Source organism: Streptococcus parapneumoniae, from assembly GCF_037076355.1.
GTDB lineage: Bacteria > Bacillota > Bacilli > Lactobacillales > Streptococcaceae > Streptococcus > Streptococcus parapneumoniae.
In genome coordinates this window covers 1,773,607-1,787,945 of record NZ_AP026968.1, presented here as the reverse complement: position 1 = coordinate 1,787,945, position 14,339 = coordinate 1,773,607, and the positions used below count along the sequence as shown (strand labels likewise).

The 14,339-nt window shown below is 36.3% G+C and carries 13 protein-coding genes and 1 pseudogene; 13 read left to right on the top strand and 1 reads right to left on the bottom strand.

Features of this window, described 5'->3' with window-relative positions; genetic code table 11:
• Position 1: 1 nt before the first annotated feature.
• From SP4011_RS09015 to SP4011_RS08985, 7 genes and pseudogenes are all read left to right on the top strand, one after another.
• Complete coding sequence (locus tag SP4011_RS09015) at positions 2 to 2,653, top strand: valine--tRNA ligase (protein WP_338618906.1); 2,652 nt, start codon at positions 2 to 4, stop codon at positions 2,651 to 2,653.
• Positions 2,654 to 2,712: 59 nt separating this feature from the next.
• Entirely contained in the window at positions 2,713 to 4,140 is a 1,428-nt protein-coding gene (locus tag SP4011_RS09010; RefSeq protein WP_338618905.1) for an AAA family ATPase, read from the top strand.
• Positions 4,127 to 5,149 carry a DUF4435 domain-containing protein gene (locus tag SP4011_RS09005; protein WP_176139335.1) on the top strand — a complete coding sequence of 341 codons (1,023 nt, stop codon included), beginning with the start codon at positions 4,127 to 4,129 and terminating at the stop codon, positions 5,147 to 5,149. Before SP4011_RS09010 ends, SP4011_RS09005 begins: the two co-directional genes overlap by 14 nt.
• A gap of 252 nt (positions 5,150 to 5,401) precedes the next feature.
• Positions 5,402 to 5,521 (top strand): annotated as a pseudogene (locus SP4011_RS09000) (DNA cytosine methyltransferase); the annotation flags it as partial.
• A 214-nt stretch (positions 5,522 to 5,735) separates the two neighbouring features.
• Positions 5,736 to 6,539 carry a Fic/DOC family protein gene (locus SP4011_RS08995; protein WP_001183269.1) on the top strand — a complete coding sequence of 268 codons (804 nt, stop codon included), beginning with the start codon at positions 5,736 to 5,738 and terminating at the stop codon, positions 6,537 to 6,539.
• Positions 6,540 to 6,810: 271 nt separating this feature from the next.
• Positions 6,811 to 9,489 carry a TOTE conflict system archaeo-eukaryotic primase domain-containing protein gene (locus SP4011_RS08990; RefSeq protein ID WP_338618903.1) on the top strand — a complete coding sequence of 893 codons (2,679 nt, stop codon included), beginning with the start codon at positions 6,811 to 6,813 and terminating at the stop codon, positions 9,487 to 9,489.
• 201 nt (positions 9,490 to 9,690) lie between these two features.
• Positions 9,691 to 10,059 (top strand): hypothetical protein, encoded by a 369-nt coding sequence (locus SP4011_RS08985; RefSeq protein WP_338618901.1) that lies wholly within the window; start codon positions 9,691 to 9,693, stop codon positions 10,057 to 10,059.
• 234 nt (positions 10,060 to 10,293) lie between these two features.
• Here SP4011_RS08985 and SP4011_RS08980 read toward each other — a convergent pair whose 3' ends face one another.
• Complete coding sequence (locus SP4011_RS08980; protein ID WP_338618900.1) at positions 10,294 to 10,950, bottom strand: hypothetical protein; 657 nt, start codon at positions 10,948 to 10,950, stop codon at positions 10,294 to 10,296.
• A 59-nt stretch (positions 10,951 to 11,009) separates the two neighbouring features.
• Between SP4011_RS08980 and SP4011_RS08975 the strand changes: the two genes are divergently transcribed.
• The 6 genes from SP4011_RS08975 (at position 11,010) to SP4011_RS08950 (ending at position 14,166) form a co-directional block, all read left to right on the top strand.
• Complete coding sequence (locus tag SP4011_RS08975; RefSeq protein WP_338618898.1) at positions 11,010 to 11,663, top strand: helix-turn-helix transcriptional regulator; 654 nt, start codon at positions 11,010 to 11,012, stop codon at positions 11,661 to 11,663.
• A 3-nt stretch (positions 11,664 to 11,666) separates the two neighbouring features.
• A complete protein-coding gene (locus SP4011_RS08970) occupies positions 11,667 to 11,945 on the top strand; it encodes a hypothetical protein (protein ID WP_338618897.1) in 279 nt (92 codons plus the stop codon).
• Positions 11,942 to 12,106 (top strand): hypothetical protein, encoded by a 165-nt coding sequence (locus SP4011_RS08965; RefSeq protein WP_338618895.1) that lies wholly within the window; start codon positions 11,942 to 11,944, stop codon positions 12,104 to 12,106. Before SP4011_RS08970 ends, SP4011_RS08965 begins: the two co-directional genes overlap by 4 nt.
• A gap of 4 nt (positions 12,107 to 12,110) precedes the next feature.
• Positions 12,111 to 13,232, top strand: a complete 1,122-nt coding sequence (locus SP4011_RS08960) for a replication initiator protein A (protein ID WP_338618893.1) — start codon at positions 12,111 to 12,113, stop codon at positions 13,230 to 13,232.
• Positions 13,233 to 13,236: 4 nt separating this feature from the next.
• Positions 13,237 to 13,473: a hypothetical protein gene (locus SP4011_RS08955; protein ID WP_338618892.1), complete on the top strand. Its 237-nt coding sequence runs from the start codon at positions 13,237 to 13,239 to the stop codon at positions 13,471 to 13,473.
• A gap of 378 nt (positions 13,474 to 13,851) precedes the next feature.
• Positions 13,852 to 14,166 (top strand): hypothetical protein, encoded by a 315-nt coding sequence (locus tag SP4011_RS08950; protein ID WP_050254393.1) that lies wholly within the window; start codon positions 13,852 to 13,854, stop codon positions 14,164 to 14,166.
• Positions 14,167 to 14,339: the final 173 nt, after the last annotated feature.

Sequence of the window (14,339 nt, the reverse complement as noted above, 5' to 3'; positions counted from 1 at the left end):
CATGTCTAAAGAACTTTCACCTAAATACAATCCAGCCGAGGTTGAGGCTGGTCGTTACCAAAAATGGCTTGATGCTGATGTTTTCAAGCCTTCAGGCGATCAAAAAGCCAAGCCTTATTCAATCGTGATTCCACCACCAAATGTAACTGGTAAGCTTCACCTTGGTCACGCTTGGGATACGACTCTTCAAGATATCATCATCCGTCAAAAACGGATGCAAGGTTTTGATACGCTTTGGCTTCCTGGTATGGACCACGCTGGTATTGCCACTCAGGCTAAGGTTGAGGAGCGCTTGCGTGGAGAGGGCATTACGCGTTATGACCTAGGTCGTGAAAAATTCCTCGACAAGGTCTGGGAATGGAAAGACGAATATGCCACTACTATCAAGGAACAATGGGGCAAGATGGGGCTTTCTGTAGACTACTCTCGTGAGCGTTTCACTCTTGATGAAGGTTTGTCAAAAGCTGTTCGTAAGGTCTTTGTGGACCTTTACAAGAAAGGCTGGATCTACCGTGGTGAATTTATTATCAACTGGGACCCAGCAGCTCGCACAGCCCTTTCTGATATCGAAGTTATCCACAAGGACGTAGAAGGTGCCTTCTACCACATGAACTATATGCTGGAAGACGGTTCACGCGCCCTTGAAGTTGCGACAACTCGTCCTGAGACCATGTTTGGGGACGTTGCGGTTGCGGTAAATCCAGAAGACCCACGCTACAAGGACTTGATCGGAAAAAGCGTCATCCTTCCAATCGCTAATAAACTAATTCCAATCGTGGCCGACGAACACGCAGATCCTGAGTTTGGTACTGGTGTTGTTAAAATAACACCTGCTCACGATCCAAACGACTTCTTGGTTGGTCAACGCCACAACTTGCCACAAGTCAACGTCATGAACGACGACGGAACTATGAATGAGCTTGCCTTCGAATTTGCAGGTATGGACCGTTTTGAAGCTCGTAAGGCAGTCGTTGCCAAGTTGGAAGAAATCGGTACCCTCGTTAAAATCGAAAAACGTGTCCACAGTGTTGGTCACTCAGAGCGTACTGGTGTTGTGGTTGAGCCACGCTTGTCTACGCAATGGTTCGTCAAGATGGACCAATTGGCCAAGAATGCTATTACTAACCAAGATACAGAAGACAAGGTAGAATTCTACCCGCCTCGTTTCAACGATACCTTCCTCCAATGGATGGAAAATGTCCACGACTGGGTAATCTCTCGTCAGCTTTGGTGGGGTCACCAAATCCCTGCTTGGTACAATGCTGAGGGTGAAATGTACGTCGGTGAAGAAGCTCCAGAAGGTGACGGATGGACTCAGGACGAAGACGTCTTGGATACTTGGTTCAGTTCAGCCCTTTGGCCATTTTCAACCATGGGATGGCCTGATGTCGACTCAGAAGACTTCAAACGTTACTTCCCAACTTCAACCTTGGTAACAGGTTACGATATCATCTTCTTCTGGGTGTCTCGTATGATTTTCCAATCCTTGGAATTCACAGGTCGTCAGCCATTCCAAAACGTGCTGATTCACGGTCTCATTCGTGACGAGCAAGGACGCAAGATGTCTAAGTCCCTCGGTAACGGGATTGACCCAATGGATGTCATCGAGAAATACGGTGCCGATGCCCTTCGTTGGTTCCTTTCAAACGGTTCTGCACCAGGCCAAGACGTGCGCTTCTCTTACGAGAAAATGGATGCTTCATGGAACTTCATTAACAAGATCTGGAACATCTCGCGCTACATCCTCATGAACAATGAAGGATTGACCCTTGAGCAAGCAACTGCCAATGTGGAAAAAGTTGCCAATAAGGAAGCTGGAAATGTCACAGACCGCTGGATTCTCCACAACCTCAATGAAACCATCGGCAAAGCTACTGCCAACTTTGACAAGTTTGAATTTGGTGTGGCTGGGCACATCCTCTACAACTTCATCTGGGATGAGTTCGCGGACTGGTACGTTGAGTTGACCAAGGAAGTCCTTTACAGCGATAATGAAGAAGAGAAAGTCATCACACGTTCTGTCCTTCTTTATACTTTGGACAAGATCCTTCGCCTTCTCCACCCAATCATGCCATTCGTGACAGAGGAAATCTTTGGACAAATCTCAGAAGGCTCTATCGTGACAGCAGAATACCCAACTGTCAATCCAGCCTTTGAAGATCTTGTTGCTCACACTGGTGTGGAAAGCCTCAAAGACTTGATCCGTGCCGTTCGTAATGCGCGTGCGGAAGTAAACGTAGCACCAAGCAAACCTATCACTATCCTTGTTAAGACTAGCGATAGCGACTTGGAAGCCTTCTTTAACAGCAATGTCAACTACATCAAACGTTTCACAAATCCAGAACACTTGGAAATCGCATCAACCATCCCTGCACCTGAACTCGCTATGTCAAGCGTCATCACCGGAGCAGAAATCTACTTGCCTCTCGCAGACCTCCTCAATGTCGAAGAAGAACGGGCTCGTCTCGACAAGGAACTCGCCAAATGGCAAAAAGAACTGGATATGGTTGGTAAGAAACTCTCTAACGAACGCTTCGTAGCCAACGCCAAACCAGAAGTCGTCCAAAAAGAACGCGACAAACAAGCCGACTACCAAGCTAAATACGATGCGACCGTAGCACGTATTGATGAGATGAAGAAGTTGGTGAAATAAACACAGAAACACGGTGTAATGCCGTGTTTTTTGGTATAATAGGACGAATGGAGGTTTATATGAGAAGCTTTAAAATACAAGGATTACATGATTCTAAGACGGTAAGTATACATTTTAATAATGCTGTTAATATTTTTGTAGGAGAGAATGGTGTTGGTAAGACTACTGTTTTAAATATTTTATATTATTTACTAAGTGGTAACTATATTGAACTTAAAAAATTTGATTTTACAACAATCTCTATTGAATTTAATGATAATGAGATAATTGAATTCTCTAAAGATGAAGTATTGGATTATATTGATTCTCCTTATGAAGATGAGATTTATTTGAAGTATTCATTATGGCAATTTAGAAATCTAGATTTCAGTAGAGTACTAAAAGCAAAAAGTACCCGTGGTAATGATATTGTATTTGAGAGATGGGTAAGTGATATAGATGAATTAATTATTGACGAAGTAAGAAATGCTACTAATTTTAAAGATTTAAATCTCAGAGAATTGCACTTTAAAAATAGAGTTACATCTAATATGCCTTATAATTATTTTGTATATTGTATAGCCACTATATATGATAGTTCACATATAAGTCATTCAAGTATTAGTGAGTATGAGAATCCTTTTAAAACTTTTGTTAGTAGAATAGAGGCTTTTAAAAAAGATAAAAAAATATTGTACTTCCCAACTTATAGGCGAATTGAAGAAGAGATTTTTGCAAGCAATGATATTACCGACCTGCCATTCCGTGAAGAAATAAAAGAAAATTTGATAAATTTTGGAATGGAAGATGTAAAAAAACAGATTGATAATATTTTATACGGTATAAAAACAGTTACAAGCCAAAACTATGAACAAATGACAACAGGTTTGTTAAATGAATATACTACTGACAATGCTTTTGAATTTTCAGAACTTAAAAAATCTGATTCCGAAACAATTAGAATTGCATTGAGTCGTTTAGGGAGTAAAGTTGAAGAGAGAACAATTGATATTATTATAGATAAATTTGAAAAAGATAGTTTTTCAGAGGATAAAGATAAGTATCTTATGAATCTATTAAACAAAATTTTGGAAAATTATTCAAAATTAAGTGATATAGATAATAGAATTAAACGATTTGTTGATGTTGTGAACAAATACTTCATTAACAAAGAGTTTGTTTACGATCAGTCCTCTTTAGACATAGCTATTTATTCCAGAGAGAAGAAAAAAATTGAATTAAATCAATTATCTTCTGGTGAAAAACAATTGGTATCTATTTTTTCAAAAATACTATTGGAAGATAAAGAAACTATTGTATTATTTGATGAACCAGAGTTGTCATTGTCAATTGAATGGCAAAAGGAATTCCTAGTGGACATCTCCAATTCTAATTCCTTATTCTTTCTAGTTGCAGTTACACATTCTCCTTTCATATTTGAAAACCTATTTGATAATGTTTCTGATTTTGAAGTTTTTAGTGGGGATAAGAATTATGACGAAGAATAGTCGAGCAGAGAAGATGAGAGAAAAATCTAAAAATGCATCATCTGCATGGTTGGAGTTTTCTCAGAAAAAAAATAACTTGGATCAATACCACTTCTTTTTTGAAGGTTATGACAGATTCTATTATCTTAATAAATTTAAAGAAATCTATTATAGATTAATGAATGATTATCCTTCATATAATCAGTATGAATGTGGTGGAAAAAAAGAAGTTTTAAAAGTACATAAAAAAATTTGTGAAGAGAAATCAATTTTTCCAAAAAAGCAATTGTTATTTTTGATAGATAAAGATTACGAAAATATCGGTTCATTGCAACATCATTATGAAGGAGTATATCAAACCGATTGTTATTCAGTAGAGAATTTTTATACTTTTACTCAAGTCATTGAGAAAATTTTGATGGATGAAATTGGATATAATCAGGGAAGTACTGAGTTTGATGAAATAATATCTAAATATAATATTTTACATCAGATATTTATTGATAAATTAACAGATTACAATCTGTTTAATATGCTATGTCTAAAATATGATTTTCAGTTAAAATTTGATGAGTTTAATATTTTCAGTTGTCTAAAAATGAATAATTTAACTATTGAATTTATGAATGCAGGTATTAATGGTAAACAATTAGATAACGTAGATATTGAATATTTGATTTCTCGATTTGAAATACAATTAGAAAGAAAAATATGTAAATTAGAAGAGAAAAACGAAGATACTGATTATCACAGGAAAATATTAAGTCGTTTTAGTTCTAGAAAAAAAGGAATTATTAGAATTATACAGTACTATAAAAGAATAGAGTGTATAGATATTAATTATTTTTTTAGAGGAAAAGAAGATTTTAAATTTTTAATTTATTTTCTTAAACAGGTTGAGTATGTTTATAATTGTAAGACAAATTTAAATCTAAATTCCTCTGATGAAATATTATTATCCCATCTTGCAAAGCATGCAAGTATTTTTCCTAGTTTGATATCTTATTTTGAGGGGAAAATTTCCAACTAATGTTTTTAAATTAAAAAAATAAAGTTTTTAACAAATGTATATACTTAAAAAAGTTAGAATTAATACTGATTTCAAGTAATTCATAGACTATATTATTTTGTTAAAAATCCATACCCAGTATAATAGACGATATAATTTGGCAAAAGAATTAAATTATAGTTCAAAGCTTATAACATAAAAGTATACATCGTATTTTAGTAAGTATTATTTTATATTCTAGAAAGCGGATTACTACATAACAACCGCTCTTAGAAGTACAAGTTTGCAGCATTCTCCTCAGGTGTTGGGGGAATTGAGTTGGGATTTGAACAGACCAACGAGTTCAGAGTGGTGTATGCCAATAAATTTGATAAGTATGCGTGTCAGACTTACTAGCCCATTTATCCAGATATATCTCAATAATCGTATTATCAGTCAAAGAACATTCCATATGACTGTATGACATATTGAGTATAACTTGTTCACTATTAAGATGAAGTATATATTTCATAGAACCTATTATGAGGACTTTTTATAATTTGCTCCAATTCCATACCCATTTCACCATTTACCGATGACGCAGAAAAACAATTGAAAGGATATTTCTATGCAACCAACTTACAACATTGACAATCCAAACTTGTCTTATGAAGCTAAGCGTGATTTATGGCGGATAGGTTTTGGTCTGCAGAAAGTTGACAATCTAGTGCCATCAGCGTATATGGAATCTTTGGCTGAGAAACAGTCCCGGGGAGAACTGACTTATGAGCAGGTTTATGAGGATGCAACGGCTTATCACCATACTATTGATGCAAGTACGGAAGAGGCAGACTTGGTTTCTCTACGTATTGTAGAACTATTGTCTCGAAGAGGCTTTAGCTTTAGTCCTGCGACCTTACTTGCTATTCATAAGGAGTTGTTTCAAGATATATTTGAACCCTCTATTCCGGTGGGGCAATTTCGTCAGACCAATATCACAAAGAATGAACCTGTTTTGAATGGTGAAAGTGTTGTGTACTCTGATTACTCCATGATTCAAATGACCTTAGATTATGATTTTAATCAGGAAAAACAAGTTGCATATGCGACACTAACTCAGGCGGATGTGGTTAAACAAATCCAGCATTTTATTTCAGGAATCTGGCAGATTCATCCATTTCGCGAAGGAAACACTCGGACAGTAACGGTCTTTTTGATTCAGTATCTTCGTGAGTTTGGTTTTGATATTGATAATACACCATTTCAGCAACATTCCAAATATTTTCGTGATGCCTTGGTATTAGATAATGCAAAGATTTTACAGCGACGTCCTGAGTTTTTAACAGCTTTTTTTGAAAATCTCTTGCTCGGTGGTCAAAATGATTTGTCTTCAGAAAAAATGTATCTAGATTTAGACCTCGATTTTTCATAATCCAAATACTGAGTAAACATTGAATTTTAGGCAAAAATGAAGTAAATATTCTCACAAGAAAACGTATATCATCAAAGTTTTAGGTCGCTTGATAATATGCGTTTTTTGAATTTTATAGACTGCTCGTTTAAACTCTATTTACCTCGTACATTCTGGAGCGAGACGGAATATTAGTCACATACAAAATGAGTGCTATTCGGATTTTATTTTCGTGTACAATTTCAGCCATTCTTGTTATAATCAGCCTATAGGAATCAAGGAGGTGACTCTTATGGCTGTTTTTGTGTCTTTGGATGGAATTGTGGTAGAAGTACTTGATGTCTTTTCTTCTTTTAATGGGGAAAGTGAGTTTTTCTTGTGTAAACGTCTTAAAGACAAGAGTCAGTTTGTTATGGAACGCTCTCGGTTCGAGGAGATGTTCCAACTTCAAAGTAGTCACTTGACGACGCAAGAAAAATTACAATTGTTTACCTCCGTGTTTGCTGGCCGTTATGATGTTTATGCTAAGAGTTTTATCAATGATCAAGGGAAAATTCAGTATTTTCCTTCCTATGATTATGGTTGGAAGCAGTTGCCACCTGAAAAACGGAGTTTCCAGACATTGACGGACTCCGTTTTGAAATCTCATTTTCGTGGGGAGACAGCTATCGGTATCTTTCCTATGCACTTAGATGATAGCTGTTATTTTTTGGTACTGGATTTTGATGAAGGAGATTGGAAAGAAGCAGGTTTAACCATTCGAAGAATAGCCAGGGAACGCCAGATGGAAGCCCATTTAGAGATTTCTCGTTCGGGTCACGGACTCCATATTTGGTTCTTCTTTGAGGAAGCGATTCCGAGTCGAGAGGCTCGCTTATTTGGAAAGAAACTATTAGAATTGGCTATGCAGGAAAGTATGCAACTGTCCTTTGATTCTTTTGATCGCATGTTTCCAAATCAGGATGTCCTTCCTAAGGGGGGATTTGGTAATTTGATTGCCCTTCCTTTTCAAGGAGACGCTTATCATCAAGGGCGAACGGTCTTTGTGGATGAACAATTTCAGCCTTATGAAGACCAATGGAGGTATCTACAAGAGATTCAGAGGGTTTCAACTGCTAAAGTGGCACTGTTAATCCAAGAGGAGTTAGGCAAGCAAGAATTGGATAAGGAGTTGAAGGTCGTCTTATCCAATATGATCCAACTTGAAAAATCGTCTGTGACACCCAAGACACTGTTTTTCTTGAAAAATATGGCTTCCTTTTCTAATCCCGAATTTTATTTAAAGCAGGCTATGCGACAACTAACCTATCAAATTCCTGAGCGAATGTATTTATTTGGAGAATCCGATCATTATTTATGGTTGCCAAGAGGTTTGCTGTATCCATTGCAAGATAAATTTAAGCAGGTAGTTGTGGAGGATAGGAGAAAGGTAGAAAGATCTATTAGAGTAGCATTTAAGGGAGAACTCACTTTTGAGCAAGAGTTAGCCCTGTCAGATATGATTTCCAAAGAAAATGGTTTACTTCATGCGGAGACTGGTTTTGGGAAGACCGTTTTAGGTGCTGCTCTTATCTCTGAACGGAAAACAAAAACAATTATTCTAGTCCATAATAGGCAACTCTTAGACCAATGGCTGGATCGTTTAAACCATTTTTTGACTTTCGAAGAGGAAGAAGCTACCCGTTATACGGCATCAGGTCGTGAAAAGGTAATAGGCTATGTTGGGCAGTACGGTGGGACTAAGAAATGGCTGAGTAAACTGGTTGATGTTGTTATGATTCAATCTCTATTTAAGTTGGAAAATAGTCAAAGTCTTTTGGATGAGTATGAGATGATGATTGTGGATGAGTGTCATCATGTCTCTGCCTTGATGTTTGAAAAAGTTGTTGCTCAGTTTAGAGGGAAGTATCTTTACGGTTTGACGGCTACGCCTGAGCGTAAGAATGGTCATGAGCCTATTGTTTTTCAGAGAATTGGTGAGATACTCCATACTGCTGATAAGAGGGAAACGGATTTTAAACGGCAATTGCAATTAAGATTCACTTCTTTTGGTCATCTGGAAATTGAAAAGACCAAAGCAAGTAATTTTATACAGCTCAGTGATTGGATTGCTACTGACTCAGTGAGGAATCAGTTGATTCTCAAGGATATTCTAGCCCAAGTGGCAGAAGGACGAAATATCTTGGTTCTAGTTAATCGAATTCAACAGATAGATGTCTTTGAAAAGTTATTGAAAGAGAAAGAGGTTGATGACTGTTACATTATTAGCGGAAAAACCAAAGTCCGAGAGAGAACGAGTTTACTGGAGACGTTAGAACAGTTAGATAAAGGGTTTGTTTTGTTGTCTACTGGAAAATACATTGGCGAAGGTTTTGACTTACCTCAGCTAGACACGCTTATCTTGGCAGCACCCTTTTCTTGGAAAAATAATTTGATTCAGTATGCAGGTCGGATTCATAGAAACTACAAGGATAAGTCTTTGGTACGGATTTTCGATTATGTGGATATTCATGTTCCTTATTTAGAAAAGATGTTTCAGAAACGACAAGTAGCTTATCGAAAGATGGATTATCGTGCCATTGAGGGTGAGGAGAAACCATTCGTTTATGTTGATAGTAGATATGAGAATGTGCTGAGAGAGGACTTAGCAGGGGAAAGACAGGAATGTCTGCTTATTTTACCTTATGTGCACCAGACAAAACTGATGAATTTTCTAAAAGAATTTAGGATTAGTCAAATTGAGATATGTATACCAGAGACGGTTGCAAATAAAGCATGGCTAGACCAGTTGAAGAGCCAGAAAATTAAAGTATCTTTTACTCAATCGAAAATAGTAACGCCTATTCTTTTGGTAAACAAGACCATTGTTTGGTATGGTGCAATGCCATTATTAGGGAAGGTAGATGAAAAGACCATATTACGTTTGGAATCAGCTAGTATAGCTTCTGAACTAGTGGCAGGTTTACGATAGAGAAAATTTTTAAAAATTTCTATGTATGATTTTCATTTCTTTAGTGAGAGTGATGACATTTTCACATTCGAATCACACAAAATAAAAAAATTTCTAGTAAGTGTCTAGAGTTTTGAGAAATGTAGATAGCATATAAATAAATGTAGAGAACGAGAAAATCCGTTCTCTTTTTTCGTTGTCAAAATTAAATAAAGGGGAAAAATGTCAGATAATATTGAAATTATTATGGATATTGATTCGTTAGAAATTTTCGATGTAATAGATCTTAATGAGAATGAAAATATAGTTGATCTTGTCTCTGAAGGAAATTCTGAAGAAAAGGTATCTTCATACGATGACCTCAATAGAGTTTGGCTTGTGAAAGGGTATTATTATAAGCCCTCTAGTCTACTTTGGGAAGTTATTAAAGATGATGTTATTCATGAACTAAAGCCTAGAATTAAGTTTGGCACTTATCCGTACTCCAGGAGAGCGAGAGATGGAACATGGGGACAAACTAGCCAACTGACTTATGATGAATCCCTGTGGTTGACTCTAGAGTTTAATCCAGAATTGATGGGGTATGTGTAGGAAAATAAATGATATATCTTAATTCTACACTTTGTTAATATCAAAAAACCTGGCATCTAACCAGGTTAAGGAGGAAACAAATGAAACCATTAGTAAAAATATTTACTAAAGTGACCATGTATACTTTTTTAGGTTACGCTTTATTTATGATTAGGTTGGTAGGTGGAGGTCAAACTTTATTGTCCTTAATACTAATTAGTTTAACTGTAACCGCCTTAATTTATTGCTGTACGGTTATTGAATCATTTTTAAAACAAAGAAAAAAATCCAATAGGCGATAGTGAATACATAAGTGAGAGAGTTCTTAATAGATTTCCTAAAGAATGCATTAAATCCAATCAACAAAGGGCTAAGAATGGTTGATAGGACTAAAATGATATAGAAAGCGGTAAGAACTATATTATAGCTAGGATAATCCGATAAAAGTTCGAAAGCTTTTGGTATTAAGCTACTGAAAAAACTATTTACAGCAGTTTTCCAAGAGGATAAATCGGGATTTGTACTCATCTTATCCAATATTGATTGAAAATTAGCTGGGATTTGATTACTAACTGAGAATATTGTCGTTAGAGTACTTAGGACAGAAGGAACCATTTCAGTGATTAGTAGTTTCATGTCTTTTGATTTGAAATAAACATAGCAATTGACAACGATAAGTAGAATGATTTGAGTCATAGTAATTACTTGTTTATGTTCTTGAATAAAACCTAGAAGTAAGTTTCCTAGAGATAGTGCAATTACTAGAAAAATGATAATCCACATACCTGAATTATCTGATGAGCTACTAGGTTGAGGATCACCGTATGTTAAAAATATATTTGTTGTAACACTTTGATCGATGTATTGATTTCCATGTCCGTAATGAGTTTGGTTATTATTTTTGTTTAGCATGTCACCTCCATGACCACCTACCGAAAATTATTATAACACAATATATATGAGGAGTAGTTATGTCTAATAGGCTTAAAAATCTAAGAAAAGAAAAATTGCTAACTCAAGCTGACTTAGCAAAAGTTTTGAATACTAACCAGTCTCAATACGGAAAATACGAAAATGGAAAAACAAATCTTAGTCTAGAAAATGCTCAGATTTTATCAGAATATTTTGGTGTAACACTTTCATATTTACTAGGACTTGATGATGATTCTTGTATTGATAGAAGCAAAAAGATGACCCCATTTCAGTCACTGGTTAGAGATAAAGAGATATCCCTGAAGGAGATAAGTGAGGCAACTGGTATAGGATACTCTACACTTGGAAATTACAACCAAGGAAGTAGAAGTCCGAATGCTAAAAATGCGCAATTACTATCAGAATATTTAGGAGTATCTATCCCATATCTACTCGGTTATGAAGAGAACTCTACGGTCGATAAACCAAACGCAACAATATTGACAGAGTTTGTTAAAAAACTTTCTTTTATCAGTGAAAAAAAGTCAAAACTCCTACAGGAATACATAGAACTTGATAAAAAGGAAAGAGAGATTATCAAACAGATAAGTGAGGTACAACTGATGAGTGCAGAATGTGATCTTGTGAGAAAGAAAATCAAGGAATTTAAGTTAAAACTTGGCGAATTAGAAGGAACATTGGAAGGGAGTTAATCCATGTGGTTGGAAACAATCGTTTGTTTTGATTGTGATTATGAGGAAAAATGGGAAGAAGATGATATTTTCAAACCTATTCATTGTCCTGAATGTGGAGATGTATTAGATGTTGTAGAAAGAGAATGGTTAGGTGAAACAATACTTAGAAGCACAGTGGAGTGTGAGCGATGTAACTTTTTATTTGACCATTTGGATTTTCAGCTTGGTCTATCTGAATGTCCAAGTTGCTTTTCAAAGGAACTTAAATTAGTGAAACAGAAAAAGGAGATAGTAGAATGACTAAAGAAATGTTTGTGCAATTTTCAAAAAAAGCAGCTGTTAACGAAGTGATGAAAAAGACAGGAATGAGTAAAAAACGTGCTGTTAAGGCGATTGAAGAATTAGAGAGAGAAGGAGTTCTGTTCTATGTGGGAAATGGTACTGTGATGATGGGGGTGTGATAACATGGCTGATATTACAGTAAATCAAGTGGCGACACAGACATTCTATCAAATCCCACAAATTTTCATGGTAAATGTTAAGAAAAAGTTTTCTGCTGAAGGGAAACCTACTGGGAAAATCAAGATGACGAGTGTCTATGCCAAGAAATTATCAAATGATGGCAAGATTGCTTATGGAGTACTCTATGATCGATGTATGTTAAGTATTCATTCTTACAGAAACGGTGAACTGACTTATGTTGATGAGAATGGTTCAGTATTTCTTGTCTATACGGTTGAGGACTTAATGGAAATTTTAGATCGCAGTAAGCCAACTGTATTGAAAATCAAGAAAGAATTGAAAGAGCTTGGCTTGCTTCGTGAAGTGAAACAAGGAAAGAATCGTCCGAATCGTTTGTATCTTCAAAATGTGAATGCTGAATTACAAGAATATGAACACTATGATGCTGAAGTCGTAGAAAAAGGACGTGACAAAGGAACTGTAATCTACCATCATGTAAAAACTTTAGATTACAAAGGTTGTGTCTTGTTTGAAATTGAACGTCCAAATAGTGAAGAAGAATCTGTTTTAGAAAAGCCTGTCAAATCAACCAATTCTGGAAGTCAAAAATCTTTACCTCCAAAAAAGGTTGTTAAATCAAGGAATTCTGGAAGTCAAATTTTTTTACCTCCGGAAGTAAAAAAATTTAACCCTATTAAGACTGAGAAGAGTCATACTGAGAATAATAGTACTAGACATAGTTCTAGAAAGCCTGCTTCCAATTCTAACGAATTGGATCAGACTGCTAGAACTTGTGACACTCCTTCTCAAAAAACAAGTGGGAAGAAATTTATCCAACCTCAAGTCTATTCTCTCTTGCAGGAAATTGCGGATAGCTACTTTGATCATTTACCGTGGGATAATGCTTACCATCTGACCCATCGTCAGAAAATGAAAATTGGTAGCTTTTTGGAGACTGGCTGGGTAACTAGTTCAGAAGTCTTACATTGTATTGAACGGATTCCTCAAGATTGTCAGAGTCCGTATGCTTATCTGGTTACGTCCATTGAGAATTTGATGGCTGAGAGAAAGTTAGAAGTCAAGTTGAATGCTCATAAGAGGGCGCAGGAGCAGTATGGGGGGTGAAAGTATGCAGAAAGAAGGAGGAGACTCTTTGTGGGATGAGTTCAGCGGATTTGATTTCACATTTAGAATGTTGCCAAATGGGCTTGGTGAGCATGCTTGTTCAAGAGGAAATTGGACGGAAGAAATGTTGGAGTGTTTGATTCAGGCTGTTTTAGATGTGTCTGATGATGAAGGTATCTCTCGTGAAACAGTGAAAGAATGGGTTGAGTTTTATCATCCAGTAGAGGTGACTAATAGCTAGACAAAGAAAAACACGGAGGAGACTTTTGAAAATGGGGACATTTATGTCATTCCTCTCAGCAATGTGACGATTTATAAAAAATCGTCTTATAGCTAATCCCTTGACCTCAGCAAGTCGGTAAACTGCTGATGTACATTGACAACTGAATACCCCCACTGTCCTGATTAGCGGAACTAAGCATAAAAAGAAGAACAAGGGCGGTGTGTAGGCTAGAAAAGGATATCTAGTGCTGTTCCACCACGTAAAAGCAGGCAAAGCCTAAGCTGAAGGAGTTTGCGGTTTCTAGACTTAAAACCGTGTGTAAAAAATACAGCAGGTATGTACGTTATACCTCGGCATGGCTGTAAATCAGCCTTGATTCAGTAAGGAGGAGACAAGATGAATCAATCAAAATTAGTTACAGAGGTCACTTTAGCTGACCTTAGACGCTTAGGAAATCAAGGAAATGCAACCGCAAGACTTGATAATGGCGATGAAATCAAATTAACCAGCAGATATGGTTTGGTATCTAAAAACGGATATCTAGCAGGTAAACTAGAAACGGTCTGGATGATTGTAGAATATTCAAAAATTTACAAAGAGATTCGCACCATCAAACGTGGTGATGTTCTAGTGGCTAGACGCATTAAACAAGGAAATACCAATCGTTTACTGCTGACTGGTAAAGGATATCATCGTCCAACCAAGCATTAAACAGATAGAGCCTCATCTATCTGTTTCATCAAGGAGAGGAAATCTGAACTGTTCTAAATGTCCTATCTTTGATTAAGCGGATAGATGAATGAAAATCAAGAAAAAATTGAGAAAACCCTCTAAAAATGGTAAAATAAAAGTATAAAATGAATGTTTTAAGAACGTTTTTAAAC